Below are 16,081 nucleotides of genomic sequence, written 5' to 3'. Positions count from 1 at the left end.
TCGCCACCACAAGAAGTTGCCATGAGCCGTTATCGCCCACCCCGCACCGCCGGCACCGCGTTGATCACCCCTGAGGGCGAGGCGCGGATGCGCGCTGAATTTCATGAACTGTGGCATGTGCGCCGCCCTCAGGTGACCCAAGCGGTCAGCGAGGCGGCGGCCCAGGGGGATCGTTCGGAAAACGCCGAATACACCTATGGCAAGAAAATGCTGCGGGAAATCGACAGCCGCGTGCGTTTCCTCACCAAGCGCCTGGAAGCCCTCAAGGTGGTCAGTGAAAAACCCAGTGACCCGAACAAAGTGTATTTCGGCGCTTGGGTCACGGTTGAAGATGAGGACGGCAAAGAGTCTCGCTATCGCATCGTCGGCCCCGATGAACTGGACCTGAAAAAGAACCTCATCAGCATCGACTCGCCCTTGGCGCGGGCGTTGATCGGCAAAGCGCTGGATGCTGAGATCAAGGTTCAGACACCCGCAGGTGAACAACTTTTATATGTCACTCACATTGAATACATATAAAGCTTCACCGGCCCAAGGCCCGAAAAACCCAGTCATCTCAGCTCACCTCAGCGGCGGGTAATCAGCCCCTGTCGGGCCACGCGGGTCAATTGCCGGATCATTTCGCTGGCGTGCGCCGCACTGGGGGACTGGATAACGGCCAGATCGAAACTGTCATCGGCAAAACGCGCCAGAGACTCACCGTCTTCGACAAACTGGATAAGGAACGCCGCCGGCCCGTGGTTGCGTCGCGGCCAGCCGTCGAGATAGCGCAATAACGTAGGCTGGTGAGTACCGCCCAGAAGGATTTTTGGATTGCGTTGCAGAAGGTTCGCCGTGATCGGCGCAAGACGTACAAGGGGGCTGGATGGGTTCATCGTGTCGTGTCTCTGCCTCAAAAGTCTGCATGGCAGGTGAGAGGCAACACCGAACCAGCGCTTTAGCGGTATTTCGAAGCCCCGTGTAACCGGCTTCTATCGGTGACTGAATGAGTCACCTGGCGCCCCGCAAGTAGCTGTTTAAATCGGCGCATGAGCGGCATCCTAGAGAAGCTGACCGGCCAGTGTCAAGAATCTGCGCGCACAAAAAAGGCCCGTTCCAGACGGGCCTTCAATGATTCAGGTATGCAATCAGCGGGCGATGGCCTGGTCGACCGACAACTTGCCAGCACCTTCGATCAGCACCGCGACGCTGCCTGCCAGCAAAGCCAGGGCAAACTCATAACCGTTGTTGGCCATGAACAGACCGTTGCCAATGTGCACGGAGAAAATCGCCACCAGCGACAGGAAGGCCAGTCCCAGCGCCGCTGGACGGGCCAGCAGACCGATGATCAAGGCCAGCCCGGCGAAAAACTCGGTGCCGCCGGCCAGTGTCGCCATCAGATAACCTGGGGTCAGACCAATGCTTTCCATCCACTGCGCCGTCCCCGTCAGGCCGTAGCCACCGAACAGACCGAAGAGTTTCTGGGAGCCGTGGGCGGCGAAGATGATCCCGACAACGATGCGCAGGACAGTCAGGCCATAGCCAGCGCGAGTAAACAGAACTTTGTTGATGAAAGTGCTCATTAGGTTCATTCCTTGGGATAAGTGGGTTGGCCGCTATATTAATCAACAAAATGCATGATAAAAGCGGAAAAAATCCGTGATACCAATCAGTTTACTCGATCATTTACGCACAACAACCTTTTGTTCCCTGGGTTCCAGCGACTCCCGTTCACGATCAAATGCCAGATAGTATTTGTTCACACTATTAACGTAGCTTACTGCGCCCATTCCCACCTGCTCCATGGCGATGCGTTCGACCTGGAAGAACCACTGATTGGGATTGAGTCCCCGCCGCCTGGCCTCGGCCCGCATGCCTTGGACACGCTCAGGCCCCATGTTGTAGGCGGCCAGGACGAAGGCCATTCGCTCGCGCTCATTGAGCTTGGGGCTGGCGAAAAACTTTCGGCGTATCAAGGCCAGGTACTTGGCGCCAGCCTGCACGTTGGCGTCCAGGTTCTGGATGTTGCGCACCCCGACCCTCTGGGCTGCTGAAGGGGTAATCTGCATAAGACCCGTAGGGCCGCTGCCACTGCGGGCATTGGGTTGCAGGGAAGACTCCTTGAACGCCAGTGCCGCCAGGTTCAGCCAATCCATGCCTTGGGCCGTGGCATGTTTTTGCAACACCGGGCGCAGTTTCTCAAGACGCTGGCGATTGGCACGGGCCAGCGGATAGTGAACCCGGTACAAGCGGCGATAGATGCGCAGAAACGCCGCGTCCTGATTGGAAGGCGCCTTATAAGTCGTCAGGAAGCGGTCGATGCTCGCTCGCAGCATGGCGGCGTCACGACGGACAAACCAATACTCGTCAGCCGGCTCGCCAATGAGCACCTGCCGGTCGAAACGCAGCTTGGGCAGGATCTTGCTCCAGCGTTCGGCAATGGGCTGCTCGACGATGGTCAGATGGAAAATCCCGGCCTGAACCATTTCCAGCACATCTTCCACCGCCAGGGTCGGGTCGACCCACTCGATCTTCACCGGCGGTAATTTACGCAGTGCCAGCTTCTGGTTGATCTGACTCAGGGCTTCCCCTGCGGCGCTACCGTTGGGCAGGGCCAGGGTTTTGCCCGACAGTTGCTCTACACGTGTGTAGCGCCGCTGGCCCTTGGCTCCCACCAGAAGCAACGGCACGTCGGTGCGAATCGGATTGCTGGCGCTGACCGCAAGGCCAGCCAGGGGCTCGAGCAACTCGCCGGGCGCGACCAGATCGCCTTCTCCGCGCTGCAAGGCGCCCAGCAGTTGGTCCTTGGCCTTGGGAATGATCTTGAGGGTGATTTTCTGGTCATCCCGAGCGTGGCCGTTGAGGTATTGCTCGAAGGCACGTAAGCGATGATATTCGACGCCAATGGGTTGCCCCTTGACTTCGCCAGAGCTGTTGCGGCTCTGGTTGACCAAAACTTTCAGCACCCGGCTGCTGCGGATTTGCGCAAGGTCGCGCACCGTAGTCGGCGCTACCACCTGTACCGGGCCGGGCAGCCGCGCCTCGGCCGGCATCGGCAGCAACAGCGAACAACACAGCAGCAGCAACACTTGGGGACGTGTCATCCACTCTCCGAAAGGATACCGCGACCCGCAGCCTTGAAATATCGAAGCTGGGATCGACAGAAACAGAGCACCTGGGGCGCTGAAAAGTGCGAAAGACTGGCACAGTGCTGGCGTTTATACCAACCCGACCGGTCTGGCGGCCTCAACAGACAGCCTCAACTCGTTGTAGTTCTTGGCTTTTCTTATAAATCTACAGCTCTGATATGCTTTGCGGCCTTTGGGTCGAGGTAGCACCATGCAACTCATCGATATCGGCGTCAACCTGACCAACCCCAGTTTTGCCGACAAACACGAGGCCGTGCTTGAGCGCGCCTATGCGGCCGGTGTCTGCCAACTGGTCTTGACCGGTACCAGCGTCGAGGGCAGCGAACAGGCGTTTGAGCTGTGCCAGCGCCTCGATGACACCGGGGAGCGGCTGTTTTCCACCGCCGGTATTCACCCCCATAGCGCCAGCGACTGGACCGCCGATAGCGCCAGGCACCTCAAAGACCTGCTGAAACAAGACCGCGTTCGCGCAGTGGGTGAATGCGGACTGGATTTCAACCGGGACTTCTCCCCGCGCCCGCAGCAGGAAAAAGTCCTGGAAGAACACCTCGCCCTGGCGGTGGAGTTGCAATTGCCGGTGTTTCTTCACGAACGTGATGCCGATCAGCGACTGCTGGAAATCCTGCGGGATTTTCGCGACCAATTGCCCGCAGCGGTGGTGCACTGCTTTACCGGTGAGAAAAAGGCCCTGTTCAGCTATCTCGACCTGGACTTGCATATAGGCATCACAGGCTGGATCTGCGATGAGCGCCGGGGCACCCATTTGCATCCATTGGTACGGGAAATTCCTCGCACTCGCTTGATGCTTGAAAGCGATGCACCGTACCTGTTGCCTCGCACACTGCGCCCCAAACCCAAGAATGGTCGTAACGAACCGGCCTACCTGACGGAAACCTTGCGCGAAGTCGCCTTGCACCGGGGCGAAAGCCAGGAAGACCTCGCTGCCCATAGCACCGCCTGTGCCCGCGCGTTTTTTGGCTTGCCCACCCTCTCCTGACCCAATGAAAACCTGTGGGAGCGAGCCTGCTCGCGATAACAGTGGATCAGCTTGCCCCTAGGCCGACTGATGCACCGCTATCGCGAGCAGGCTCGCTCCCACAGGGGATAGGCGTTGTCTGTTGACCCATATCAACACCCCACGCCTTGGATAGCGGCACAATAATGGCACCTTGCCAAAACTGTTTCCGCTATCAGAGAAGACCTTCCATGGGTGCCTGGCTTAGCAATATCTCACTGAAGTACAAGTTCTGGGCGGTCAATGCGGTCGCCTTTGTCACGACCTTGCTGCTCGTACTCTACGCGGTGCAGCTTGAACAACAAGCGCGCAACCATGCGGCCCAGGCGAACGCCCAGGCCCAGGCACGCTTGCTCAATGCCTGGCCTGCCGGGCAGCCATTGCCCAAGGCCGATCACCTGCTGGCATTCCAGCGCGGCCAGATTCCCACATTGAACGATCAATCATTACCTTCAATAGCAGAGGCCAACGGCTGGGTAGCACTCTCGGCCAGCCCCCTGTTGGGCGACAACCCACTGCTGGGCGCCGAAGTGATTCGTGCCGGTGACGGCCAACAGCTCGCCGTGCTGGCCCAAGGCGCAAGCCTGAGCCAGGTGTTCAGGGAACGCTTCAGCCAATACGCCGTGGCGGTGTTCGTGTTGATGCTGGCCATGCTGGGCGCATCGCAGCTGCTAATCCGGTTTCTGCTCAGCCAGCTCAACACCCTGAAGGATGTGATGCTGCACGTGGAAAAAACCGGTGACCTGTCCGCCCGCGTCCCCTTGGCCTGCAAGGACGAAGTGGGCCAGATGGCGGCGGCGTTCAATGCCATGCAAGCCGGATATCAACGTGTGGTTGACACCGTTGCCAGCACTGCTCGGCAACTGGACAGCGGTGCAGCACGCCTGGCATCGAGCATGAACGATGTTCGCCACGGCATGCTCGGCCAGCAAAGCGAAACCGATCAGGCGGCGACGGCGATCAACGAGATGTCCGCTACGGTTTATCACATCGCCCAACATGCCGGCGCCACCCGCGACCTGTCGAAAAGCGCCGATACCTTGGCCGGCAATGGCCGCGAAGTAGTCAGCCGGGTGCAACAGTCGATCACCGGACTCTCCCGCGGCGTGCAGCAGACCGCCGAAATGATCCAGCGCCTGGCCGAGGACAGCCAGAAGATCAACAGCGTGGTCAGCGTGATCCACAGCATCGCCGAACAGACCAATCTACTGGCGCTCAACGCGGCCATTGAGGCGGCGCGAGCCGGGGAAATGGGTCGAGGGTTTGCAGTGGTGGCCGACGAAGTACGCAACCTGGCCAAGCGGGTACAGACCTCTACGGATGAAATCACCGCCATGGTGTCGGCCTTGCAGGCGGGAACCCGGGACGCGGTGGATTTCATGCAGGAAAGCTCCTACAAGGCCGACGATTGCGTGCAACAGGCCCGGGAAGCCGGTGAGGCTCTGGAGCAAATCACCGGGGCGGTGGCGCAGATGCGCGAGAGCAACACCCAGATCGCCGTGGCGGCCGAGCAGCAAAGCCAGGTTGCCGAGGAAATGAACCGGGCGGTCGTGAGTATTCGTGACGTGACTGAAAACACCGTGCGCCAGACGGTGGACTCGGCCACCACCAGCCATGAGCTGGCGACGTTGGCCGGTGAGTTGAACAAGGCGATCGGGCAGCTCAGGCTCTAGGGCCCCGCTGCCAATTGACCTGCCTGGGAGAGTTCTTGCGGCCGGGGGTTTATCTGTGGGAGCAAGGCTTGCCCGCGATGAAGACAATATGGTCTCCCTGGGGAACGAGGCGCCTGCATCGCGGGCAAGCCTTGCTCCCACAACGGTGAAAGGCTATGGCCACCTATCACGTCGATAGCCAACCGCGATTCGTCGCGCTGCCCGGCCGGGCTTACGCTTGGGTTACTCGGTTAGCGAACTCAAGGATCAGCATCATGGGCAAACGTCACCCCCACTTCCCGGCCTGGCAATGGCGCACCTGCCTTGACCATCATGGTCACCCGAGCAATCCGGTGTTGCACCAGATTGCCGTACCGCTGTTCATCGTCGCGTTTTTGCTGATGGTATCGGGGGTGTTCAGCCTCAGCCTGGCCAATGTCGCCATCGGCTCCCTCGGCATGATTGCCGCACTCGTGTTGCAGTGCCACGGTCATGAAGAGCCTTAGGCGAAAACTGTCACTGTCTGCCGGCTCAGGGCGATCAAGCGACCATCCGCGCTCCAGAACCTGGCGGCGACATGGCCGTAACCGTCCTGAGCATGCTCGATCTCGGCCAGGTATTTACACCAGTCCAGTGTCGTGAGTTCCAGCAGTGGCTGGACGAACTCAATGGTCCAGGTGAGCGTACTGCCCGGTGCCATTTGAGTGAGATGGGGTAGCAACGCCGGAGGCCAGGCATCGACCAATGCCAGGATGTGCCCCTCGTTCAGCGGCTCCTCTTTGACATCACCACGCAAGCGCACCCAGCCCCCCATGCTGCGGGATTTGTTGCCGGTAAACGGCAGGCCACCAACACTCCAGCACAGCGCCAGGTGACGCATGAATTCCGGCGTAGCGCCCTTGATGTAGGGCAGTTCCTGGCATTGCTCCACGCTTTTGAACTCAGGCGCGGGGTCGGCCTGGACCGCCACCACGGAAGAGCGCGAGGCGCCGAAGCTGCCTTGTACCACGGTCACTACCTGACCGTTCTGTACCGCTCGCCCCAATACTTGGCTGACCGCCTTGCCTTCACGCAATACGTCGACTTCGAAACTGACGGGTACGTCGGCCGCTACCGGCCCGACGAAGGTGATCGCCAGCGAACGCACCGGGCGATCCGCCGGAACCCGCGCACGCATCGCTTCATATTGCAGCGCCGCCACCAGACCGCCAAAACTGGCGCGTCCCTGGCCCCATTCAGGCGCGATGATCACGCAGTCAGGCTGACGGCGCACGGCATCGATCAAATCGGAAAAGCGCATGACAACCTCGAAAACATGGGAAAAAGATGCAGGAATCTTAACCAGCCCAGACGGGTGGCACAGCGCTCATTCTGGCCAAAGAGACTGACAGATAGGCCGCGGCATCCCAACCCCCGCCAATCTACTGTGGGAGCGAGCCTGCTCGCGATAGCGGTGAGTCAGCTTGAATAACTGGTGACTGACGCGGCGCTATCGCGAGCAGGCTCGCTCCCACAAGGGAATATCTGCAGGACTCAGGATTTTTTGAAGCAACTGGCAACGAGTTTATCGAGCACTTTATCGGACTTGGCCTCGGCCTTTTCCATGGTGCTGAGCCAGACCGGCACGCAGGATTGCAAGTCGCTTTCCTGCTTGGCCCTGGCCAGCCATTGCCAGCAATCGTGCCAGTCCCCCAAGGCGCCTTGGGCGGACTTGAGCCGTGGCATGGCCGCTTCGGGTAGGCGGTCAAGTTCGGGGTAGGCTTCGATGGCGTAGCGCACACGCTTGATCAGCAGCCGCAAACGGTGGCGATCATGGGCCGGATCGCCCAAGGCTTCGCCGAGTTTCTTCCATTGTTTGTCCAGGCGCTTTTCGATGCGTTTGCGCAGACCTTTAAGCAGGTCCTGACGTTGCGCCGCGCGAATGAAGCGCGGGAAAGCATCAAGCACCATCAGCAATTGGGCCAGCTCCGGGCTGCCGGCAACGGCGGGATAAGCATCGGCCATTTGCACCTGGCGCCGCCGCGCGGCTTCGATCTTGCCGTGCTGCTCAAGGTAGGCGGCCAGCACTTCCCGGTCACGCAGGGGCGTGGTCAGCGCGCCGACCGCCGAGGCCGCCGTTTCCAGCTGCTCGACACCGGGCAAACCGCGCAACGGACGAAGCAAGCTGCGCAAACGGCGAACCGTGGTCCGCAGGTCATGCAGGGCTTCACTGTCGGTATGGGCATTGAGGCGGGCCTGACAGGCCAGCAGCCGGACTTCCAGGCCCAGTATCCGGGCCACCAGCCGATCAATCATGGGGACGTACTCCGTACGTAGCGTTGAGCGTCAAGCTGCAAGCTTCAAGTGAGGAGCAGAGTGCTCCCCTAACTTGTAGCTTGCCGCTGACAGCTTGTCGCTGCTATTAACGCCCTGCGCGGGATTCGCGGATGTAGAAACGGGCCTTCTCGGCCTTTTTGGTGCACCCCTCAAACGCTTCGAACTGCTGCTGGGTCTTGGCGCCGGTCAACAACGACAGGGCCTTGGAATAACTCACGGTGCCGGCAAAACCTTCGGCCTTGGCCAGGTCCAGTTCGCGCCAGGCACTGTCGAGCTGGCTGCCGCAGCTATCGCGGTAAGCGGTCTTGCCGGCACAACCGGCCAGGGCCAAAACCATCAAGGATGCCACCAGGGGCAGACAAATCCGGGCTTTCATCAATTACACCTCAAGTCAGGTCAACAGTCGTGCAAGTAAGACGGTCCAGCCCGCAAAAAGTGCCAATGCCCGACCGCGTAAATACAAGTGTGGGCGAGCATACGCAAATGCCGGCACGGCGTATCAAAAAACGACACCTGCGCCACAACGATTGAGCCCAGCCGTCGATAAGTGCATTGTTAAAGTCTGTTTTACAAGAGGCCGGGTCATGACAAAACGTGTCGCATTGGTACTGGGATCGGGTGGCGCCCGGGGCTACGCCCATATCGGGGTGATCGAAGAAATCGAACGACGTGGCTACGACATCGCTTGCATCGCCGGCTGCTCCATGGGTGCCGTGGTGGGCGGAATCTATGCCGCGGGCAAGCTCGACGATTATCGTAACTGGATTGAAAGCCTGGATTACCTGGATGTGCTGCGACTGGTGGACGTCAGCTTTCGCCTGGGGGCGATTCGCGGCGAGAAAGTCTTCGGGCAAATTCGCAAGATCGTCGGCGAACTCAATATCGAAGACCTGCGTATTCCCTACACTGCCGTGGCCACCGACCTGACCAATCAGCAGGAAATCTGGTTCCAGGAAGGTTGCCTGCACCAGGCAATGCGCGCCTCGGCGGCGATTCCCAGCCTGTTCACCCCCGTGATGCAAGGCAACCGCATGCTGGTGGATGGCGGCCTGCTCAATCCGTTACCCATCGTGCCGGTGGTGTCGAGCCATTGCGACCTGATCATCGCGGTCAACCTCAACGCCACCAACCAGAAACAGTACCGACTGCCGGTCATCCAGCGCCCGGCAGCGTTCAAGCGTCGCTTCGACACCCTCGTCAGTTCCCTGGGCTCGCGTCTACCGTTCCGTCGCAAGCAAGCCGAGCAGTTGCTGCTGCTGGAACAGGAGGCGCTAAAAGCTGAAGCCGCCGAGATCAATCCATGGCTGGAATCCGCCGAGCCCGAGGGCCAACAACCGGCCGCCGCGCCGGAATCCGAAGGTGCGCCGAAATCGGCGACCGGTTCGTTCATCATCGACAACGTTGGCCCGGCCTCGCTGCTGGATCTGATCAACCAGAGTTTCGAGGTGATGCAGACGTCCCTGGCCCAATACAAAATCGCCGGGTATCCACCGGATGTGCTGATCAACGTGCCGAAACGGGTGTGCCGGTTTTTCGAGTTCTACAAGGCGCCGGAGCTGATCGCCCTGGGGCGGGAGATTGCCAGCGATACGTTGGATCGCTATGAGAATGAGCAGAACTGAATGTGGCACTAAACTCTGTGGCGAGGGGATTTATCCCCGCTGGGGTGCGAAGCAGCCCTAAAACCTGAACACTCGGTGTGTCAGACAAAATCATGTCTGATGCCTTTTTCGGGGCTGCTTCGCACCCCAGCGGGGATAAATCCCCTCGCCACAATAGCGCTTGGCTTGAAACCTTGTGGTTAAACACCACCCTCCCCCAACAACCGATACCCAACCCCCGCCTCGGTCGCAATGAACCGGGGCCGGGTCGGGTCGTCAGCCAGTTTTTGCCGCAGATGACCGACCACGATCCGCAGGTAATGGGTGTCTTCGGTGTGGGTCGGGCCCCAAATGTCCTTGAGCAATTGCTGCTGGGTAATGACCCGCCCGGGATGGCGCGCCAATTGCGCCAGCACGGCGTATTCCTTGCGGGTCAGGGCCACTTCAGTGCCATCGAGCAGAACCCGGCGATAAGCCAGGTCCACCGTCAGCGGACCAAACGTCAGCGCCGCTTCCCGCGCCTCGCCTGCCGGGGCCTGACGCAACAAGGCACGAATGCGCGCCAGAAACTCCTGGATGCCGAACGGCTTGGTGACGTAATCATTGGCGCCGTTGTCCAGCGCCTCGACTTTCTGCGCTTCGCTGGCCCGCACCGAGAGCACCAGCACCGGCACCGTGGACCATTGGCGAAACTCGCGCAGTACCTGCTGGCCGTCCATGTCCGGCAGGCCCAGGTCGAGCACCAGCAGATCGGGCTTGTTCAGCGCCGCCTGGGCCAGGCCTTCGGCGCCGGTGCCGGCTTCGAGCACCTTGTAGCCTTGGGAAGTCAGGCTGATGCGCAGGAATTTGCGAATCTGCGGTTCGTCATCGATGACCAAAAGGGTCGCGGTCTGGCTCATGAGGTCCGTTCAATGCAATCAGGTGGAAAGAGAGTAACCCAGCGCCGCTCAGGCTTCATCGTCCAGGCCCGGTTGTGTCTGTAATGGCAGGTGCAGGGTGATGCAGGTACCGCGTCCGTCCAGGCCGGTGTCCACGCTGATCCGCCCGCCATGGGCACCGACCATGCCCTGACAGATCGCCAGCCCCAGCCCCGTGCCCTGCCCGCCGCGATCCCCGCGCGCAGCGGTATAGAACATGTCGAAGATTTTCTCGCGCTCTTCTTCAGGGATCCCGGGTCCCTCGTCGGCCACGGCGAAAAAAACTTCGCTGTCCGTCGCCCCTGCGCTGAGCAGCAATCGCCCGTGAGTCGGTGAAAATCGTGCGGCGTTCTCCAGCACGTTCACCAAGGCCTGTTCGATCAACGCCGCGTGAACATACAACAACGGCAACTCGGCCGGCACTTCGATGCCCACCGTCAACGGTGCCAGCACCGCCCGCAACCGGTTCAACGCGCTGCCGACGATATCGGCCGGCGACACCCAGTCCCGCGCCAGCTTCAGAGCCCCATGGCCGAGACGAGTCATGTCCAGCAAGTTCTGGATGTAGCGATCCAGGCGCTCAGCTTCATCACGGGTGCCTTCCAGCAGTTCGCGGCGATCGGCCAGCGGGATCGCCTCTCCCAACGCCAACAGGCTGTCGATACTGCCGCGCATGGAGGTCAGCGGCGTGCGCAAATCGTGGGACACCGACGCCAACAACGCACTGCGCAGTTGCTCGGTTTCACCGTGCAGGCGCGCTGCTTCCAGATCCTGGGCCAGTTGCGCCCGCGCCAGGGCCTGCGCCAGTGGCTGACTGAGAGCTGCCAGCAGACGACGCCGCTGGCCGCTCAACGGCTTGCCTTCTTTCGGGCAAACGCCCAGCAACGCCAGCGGGCCCTCCTCTGTCGACAACGGCCACCACCACCAGCGCCCGGACGGCAGCGTCCCGGTGCCGGCGCCGGCCGGTTGGTCGTGTTGCCAGGCCCAATCGGCGGCCGCGCGCTCAGCTTCAGTGAAGGTCAATGGTTCAGCTGTCTCAACCTTCCAGCCGTCCTGGCCGTCACGGTTGAGCAGGCACAGTTGCAGGTCGTGCCAGCCGTTGAGGTGTTGCGCGGCGGCGCTGATCACCGCCTGGCGGTCGGTCGCGGCGGTGAGTTTGCGGGACAGATCAAGCAGCTCGCCGGTTTCCTGCTGGGTCTCGCGCAGCGCCTGCAACTGTCGTCGCTGGCGGGCCGCAAGGTTGCCGGTCAGGGCCGCCATGAGCAAGAAGAACACCAGGGTGAGTACATCTTCTTCACGCTGGATGGTGAAGGAAAAATTCGGTGGGATGAACAGAAAGTCATAGGCCAGGAACGACAGCGCCGCGCAGGCCAGCGCAGGGCCGAGGCTGCTGCGAACCGCCACCAGCAACACCGCCATCAGAAACACCAGGGAGATATTAGGCAAGGGAAGAAGCCCGGAGACCCCCCAAGCCAGCGCACTGGCCGCCGCCGTCGCCAACAGCGCCAGCACGTAGTCGAAACCAGCCAGGGCGGCGTTTGAACGCTCACGGGCCGCAGGGGGCTGTTCATCGCGATCCAGTACGTTGATTTCCAGCCCCCTGGCATCGCGCAGCAAACGCGAAGCCAAGCCACCACCGAACAGCCGCCGGCGCAGACGCCGCCTGGACTGTCCCACCAGCACCAGCGTGGCGCGACGTTCGGTGGCGTGCTGGATCAAGGTCCTGGCGACTTCACCGGCCCGTAGCAGCACCACTTCCCCACCCAGGCGTTCGGCCAATTGCTGGGCATTTTGCAGGCGCTGGCGCGATGGCTCGTCCCGCGTGCTGCCGTTGTCCACATGCACCAGGCTCCAGGGAAGATGCCGACGCTGGGCGACGCGGCTGGCGTGGCGTACCAGACGTTCGGCCTGGGCATCACCGTCAACCCCCACCAACAATCGTCCCCGCACCGCCGGAGCCGCCTGGCCCAGTTGGCGATAGCCCTGGGCAAGATCGTTGTCCACCTGTGCAGCGGCAGTTTGCATGGCCAGCTCACGCAATGCGGTGAGGTTGGTCTGGCTGAAAAATGCATCGATCGCAGCGCGCGCCTGTTCCGGCACATAAACCTTGCCATCGCGCAGGCGCTCCAGCAGCTCGCGCGGTGGCAGGTCGATCAACAGCAGTTCATCGGCCTCCTGCAGGACCCAGTCGGGCAGCGTCTCTCGAACTTGCACGCCGGTGATACCGCGCACCTGATCGTTGAGACTTTCCAGGTGCTGGACGTTGACGGTGGTGTAGACATCGATGCCGGCGGCCAGCAACTCCTGAATGTCTTGCCAGCGTTTGGCATGTCGGCTGCCGGGCGCGTTGCTGTGGGCCAGTTCGTCCACCAGCACCAAGGCCGGTCGAGCCGCGAGCAGACCATCAAGGTCCATTTCCTCGAGCATCACACCGCGATACTCCGAACGCACCAGCGGCTGCTGCACCAGACCACCGAGCAGCGCTTCAGTCTCACTGCGGCCGTGAGTCTCCACGACGCCGGCAACCACCCTGACACCTTGGCGCAGTTGCGTGTGGGCCGCCTGCAGCATGGCGTAGGTCTTGCCGACACCCGGCGACGCACCCAGGAAGACCTTGAGCCGGCCCCGGTCATTGCGGGGCAGCTTGGCTAACAGTGCATCGGCGCGGCCGGAGTCGCTCATGTGTTCGGGTTCTCTTTCAGATGTTGATCAAACGCCCTTTGGGAGCAAAGCTTTGCTCCCACAGGTGCCACTCCCACAGGGGTCTACAGTTTTTCCAGCGCCAGGTTCAAGGCCAGCACATTCACCACCGGCGGCCCCACCAGCGGTTGCTCGATGTGAGCGTCGAGCAGTTGCTGCACGGACGATACCGGCAGATTGCGTGCGGCGGCGACACGCGCCAGTTGATAGGCAATCGCTGCCGGTGGCAAGTGGGGATCCAGTCCGCTGCCCGAGGTGGTCAGCAGCGCCAACGGCACTGGGCCTTGACCCGGCACTTGCAAGACCTGGGCGTCACCGATCACCCGTGCGGCCAGGGCCGGATTGCTCGGGGAAAAGTTGCTGGCGCCGCTGGCTACCGTGGCGAAAGCACCCGCCGATGGACGTGGATGGAACCAGGCATCGCCCTGGAAATCCTGGGCGATCAACAGAGAGCCGCGGACCTTGCCGTCGGCATCAACGATCAGGCTGCCGTTGGCCTGGGCGGGAAACGCGACTTGCGCCACGCCCGTAACCAGCAAGGGGTACGCAACGCCGGTGATCAGGGTCATCAGAAGCAATAGGCTCAAGGCCGGGCGTATCAGAGTGAACATCCAGAAATCCTCGAATTGAATGAAACAAGTACCTGTGGGAGCAATTGCTCCCACAAGGTGAAGGCGAGCGTTGGTTATCCGCTCAAACCAACCCCAACGCCGTCAGCAACATGTCGATCGCCTTGATCCCCACGAACGGCACCACGATCCCACCCAGGCCATAGATCAGCAGATTGCGCCGCAGCAGCGCCGCCGCGCTGGCGGCCTGCACCCGCACGCCACGCAACGCCAACGGGATCAGCACCACGATGATCAAGGCGTTGAACACAATGGCCGACAGAATCGCGCTTTGCGGGCTGCTCAGGTGCATCACGTTCAGCACACCCAGTTGCGGATAAATCGAGGCAAATAGCGCCGGCAGGATGGCGAAGTACTTGGCGATGTCGTTGGCGATGGAAAACGTCGTCAAGGCCCCACGGGTCACCAGCAGTTCCTTGCCGATTTGCACCACGTCCAGCAACTTGGTCGGATCGCTGTCCAGATCGACCATGTTGGCCGCCTCTCGCGCCGCCTGGGTGCCGTCGTTCATCGCCATGCCGACGTCAGCCTGGGCCAGGGCCGGCGCATCGTTGGCACCGTCACCACACATCGCCACCAGACGACCGTCATTCTGCTCATGACGGATGCGCGCCAGTTTTTTCTCCGGTGTGGCCTCGGCCAGCACGTCATCGACGCCGGCCTCGGCAGCAATGGCGGCGGCGGTCAGTGGGTTGTCGCCGGTGACCATCACCGTGCGAATCCCCAACTTGCGCAACTCGGCAAAGCGCTCGCGGATACCGGGCTTGACCACGTCCTTCAGATGAATCGCCCCCAGCAGCTTGCCGTCAACGCACACCAGCAAGGGGGTACCGCCGCTCTGGGCGATCTTGTCCACCTCCCGCGCCAGTGCAGGTGGCAGTTCGCTTTTCGACAGGCCGATAAAACTCAGCAGCGAATCCACGGCACCCTTGCGAAACACCCGGCCCTGGTAATCGACACCGGACAAGCGGGTTTCAGCACTGAACGGCACAGCGGTCAGCAGTTCGGCGCCAGGCTCGGGTTGCGAGTGCAAACCCCGCAGGTACTCGACAATGGACTTGCCCTCCGCCGTGTCGTCGGCCAACGAAGCGAATAACGCGCCTTCGGTCAACTCCTTGACGCTCACGCCGGGCGCGGCGTGAACCGCGGCACAACGACGATTGCCGAAGGTGATGGTGCCGGTCTTGTCCAGCATCAGCACATGCACGTCCCCCGCCGCTTCCACGGCGCGGCCGGACTTGGCGATCACGTTCAGGCGTACCAGTCGATCCATCCCGGCGATGCCGATGGCCGACAACAGCCCGCCGATGGTGGTGGGAATCAACGTCACCAGCAGCGCCACCAGAAACACCAGCGGCAAATTACCGTTGGCGAAATGCGCGAACGGCTGCAGCGTCACCACCACCAGCAGGAAGATCAGCGTCAGGCCGATCAGCAGAATATCCAACGCCACTTCGTTGGGCGTCTTCTGCCGCTTGGCGCCTTCGACGAGGGCGATCATACGGTCCAGGGTGGATTCACCGGGGTTACTGGTGACGCGCACCAGCAGCCAGTCGGAGACCAGGCGCGTGTTGCCGGTGACGGCTGAACGGTCGCCGCCGGACTCGCGGATGACCGGGGCCGATTCGCCAGTAATCGCCGCCTCGTTCACTGCAGCGATGCCTTCGATCACTTCACCATCGCCAGGAATCATCTCCCCCGCCTCGACGCGTACCACGTCGCCTTTTCGCAGGCGGGTGGCGGCTATCACCTCAAAGCCGTTGGCCGTCTGGCGACGTGCGCTCAGGCCTTCGCTACCGGCCTTGAGACTGTCTGCCCGAGCCTTGCCACGACCTTCGGCCAGGGCTTCGGCAAAGTTGGCGAACAGCACCGTGAACCATAGCCACAGGGCAATTTGCGCGGCAACAAAAGTCGGCACGCTGCTGTCCGGAACGAAACACAACACCGTGGTGAGAATTGCGGTCAGCTCCACCACCAGCATCACCGGGGCGCGGTGCAACTGGCGCGGATCGAGCTTGACGAAAGCTTGCACCAGCGCTGGCCGCCACAAGGCCGAAATCGCGGTTTTCGGTTGCTCCGACGCCTTGGCGACGACGGTTTTGCTCATTGGCATATTCATCATC

General features: G+C 61.5%; 14 protein-coding genes and 1 pseudogene. 5 read left to right on the top strand and 10 right to left on the bottom strand.

What is annotated here, in order from left to right; all coding sequences use genetic code 11:
• The first annotated feature begins 21 nt into the window (after positions 1–21).
• The gene (gene greB, locus T3A99_RS24830) at positions 22–519 is read left to right on the top strand and encodes a transcription elongation factor GreB (RefSeq protein ID WP_047226347.1); all 498 of its coding nucleotides are present in this window, start codon (positions 22–24) and stop codon (positions 517–519) included.
• A gap of 47 nt (positions 520–566) precedes the next feature.
• Here greB and T3A99_RS24825 read toward each other — a convergent pair whose 3' ends face one another.
• The 3 genes from T3A99_RS24825 to T3A99_RS24815 form a co-directional block, all read right to left on the bottom strand.
• On the bottom strand, positions 567–875 hold the full coding sequence (locus T3A99_RS24825; RefSeq protein ID WP_322834910.1) for a class I SAM-dependent methyltransferase: 309 nt from the start codon (positions 873–875) through the stop codon (positions 567–569).
• Between the two features lie 252 nt (positions 876–1,127).
• Positions 1,128–1,562, bottom strand: a complete 435-nt coding sequence (locus T3A99_RS24820) for a DoxX family protein (RefSeq protein WP_047226345.1) — start codon at positions 1,560–1,562, stop codon at positions 1,128–1,130.
• Between the two features lie 99 nt (positions 1,563–1,661).
• Entirely contained in the window at positions 1,662–3,083 is a 1,422-nt protein-coding gene (locus T3A99_RS24815; RefSeq protein WP_047226344.1) for a transglycosylase SLT domain-containing protein, read from the bottom strand.
• A gap of 235 nt (positions 3,084–3,318) precedes the next feature.
• On the opposite strand from T3A99_RS24815, the gene T3A99_RS24810 reads away from it, so the two are divergent.
• The 3 genes and pseudogenes from T3A99_RS24810 to T3A99_RS24800 all read left to right on the top strand — a co-directional run.
• Positions 3,319–4,125, top strand: coding sequence for a TatD family hydrolase (locus tag T3A99_RS24810; RefSeq protein WP_274090275.1), 807 nt, complete (start codon positions 3,319–3,321; stop codon positions 4,123–4,125).
• 209 nt (positions 4,126–4,334) lie between these two features.
• On the top strand, positions 4,335–5,816 hold the full coding sequence (locus tag T3A99_RS24805) for a methyl-accepting chemotaxis protein (protein WP_274090276.1): 1,482 nt from the start codon (positions 4,335–4,337) through the stop codon (positions 5,814–5,816).
• 254 nt (positions 5,817–6,070) lie between these two features.
• Positions 6,071–6,289 (top strand): annotated as a pseudogene (locus T3A99_RS24800) (terminase); the annotation flags it as partial.
• A gap of 8 nt (positions 6,290–6,297) precedes the next feature.
• On the opposite strand, the gene T3A99_RS24795 reads toward T3A99_RS24800, so the two are convergent.
• From T3A99_RS24795 to T3A99_RS24785, 3 genes are all read right to left on the bottom strand, one after another.
• On the bottom strand, positions 6,298–7,095 hold the full coding sequence (locus T3A99_RS24795; RefSeq protein WP_047226341.1) for an acyl-CoA thioesterase: 798 nt from the start codon (positions 7,093–7,095) through the stop codon (positions 6,298–6,300).
• Positions 7,096–7,328: 233 nt separating this feature from the next.
• Positions 7,329–8,090, bottom strand: a complete 762-nt coding sequence (locus T3A99_RS24790; RefSeq protein WP_076385730.1) for a CHAD domain-containing protein — start codon at positions 8,088–8,090, stop codon at positions 7,329–7,331.
• Positions 8,091–8,196: 106 nt separating this feature from the next.
• On the bottom strand, positions 8,197–8,487 hold the full coding sequence (locus T3A99_RS24785) for a hypothetical protein (RefSeq protein ID WP_039588883.1): 291 nt from the start codon (positions 8,485–8,487) through the stop codon (positions 8,197–8,199).
• Positions 8,488–8,695: 208 nt separating this feature from the next.
• Here T3A99_RS24785 and T3A99_RS24780 point away from each other — a divergent pair, with 208 nt between their 5' ends.
• Complete coding sequence (locus T3A99_RS24780; protein WP_047226339.1) at positions 8,696–9,733, top strand: patatin-like phospholipase family protein; 1,038 nt, start codon at positions 8,696–8,698, stop codon at positions 9,731–9,733.
• 179 nt (positions 9,734–9,912) lie between these two features.
• On the opposite strand, the gene T3A99_RS24775 is transcribed toward T3A99_RS24780, so the two are convergent.
• The 4 genes from T3A99_RS24775 to kdpB form a co-directional block, all read right to left on the bottom strand.
• The gene (locus T3A99_RS24775; RefSeq protein ID WP_076385732.1) at positions 9,913–10,611 is read right to left on the bottom strand and encodes a response regulator; all 699 of its coding nucleotides are present in this window, start codon (positions 10,609–10,611) and stop codon (positions 9,913–9,915) included.
• Between the two features lie 48 nt (positions 10,612–10,659).
• Positions 10,660–13,311 carry a sensor histidine kinase gene (locus tag T3A99_RS24770; protein WP_076385734.1) on the bottom strand — a complete coding sequence of 884 codons (2,652 nt, stop codon included), beginning with the start codon at positions 13,309–13,311 and terminating at the stop codon, positions 10,660–10,662.
• Positions 13,312–13,394: 83 nt separating this feature from the next.
• Positions 13,395–13,940 carry a potassium-transporting ATPase subunit KdpC gene (gene kdpC / locus T3A99_RS24765; RefSeq protein ID WP_173407179.1) on the bottom strand — a complete coding sequence of 182 codons (546 nt, stop codon included), beginning with the start codon at positions 13,938–13,940 and terminating at the stop codon, positions 13,395–13,397.
• An 82-nt stretch (positions 13,941–14,022) separates the two neighbouring features.
• Positions 14,023–16,077 carry a potassium-transporting ATPase subunit KdpB gene (kdpB, locus tag T3A99_RS24760; RefSeq protein ID WP_274090277.1) on the bottom strand — a complete coding sequence of 685 codons (2,055 nt, stop codon included), beginning with the start codon at positions 16,075–16,077 and terminating at the stop codon, positions 14,023–14,025.
• Positions 16,078–16,081: the final 4 nt, after the last annotated feature.

The organism is Pseudomonas sp. N-137 (genome assembly GCF_034555295.1).
Classification (GTDB): domain Bacteria; phylum Pseudomonadota; class Gammaproteobacteria; order Pseudomonadales; family Pseudomonadaceae; genus Aquipseudomonas; species Aquipseudomonas rhizophila.
This window is presented reverse-complemented; position numbering and strand designations above follow the sequence as displayed.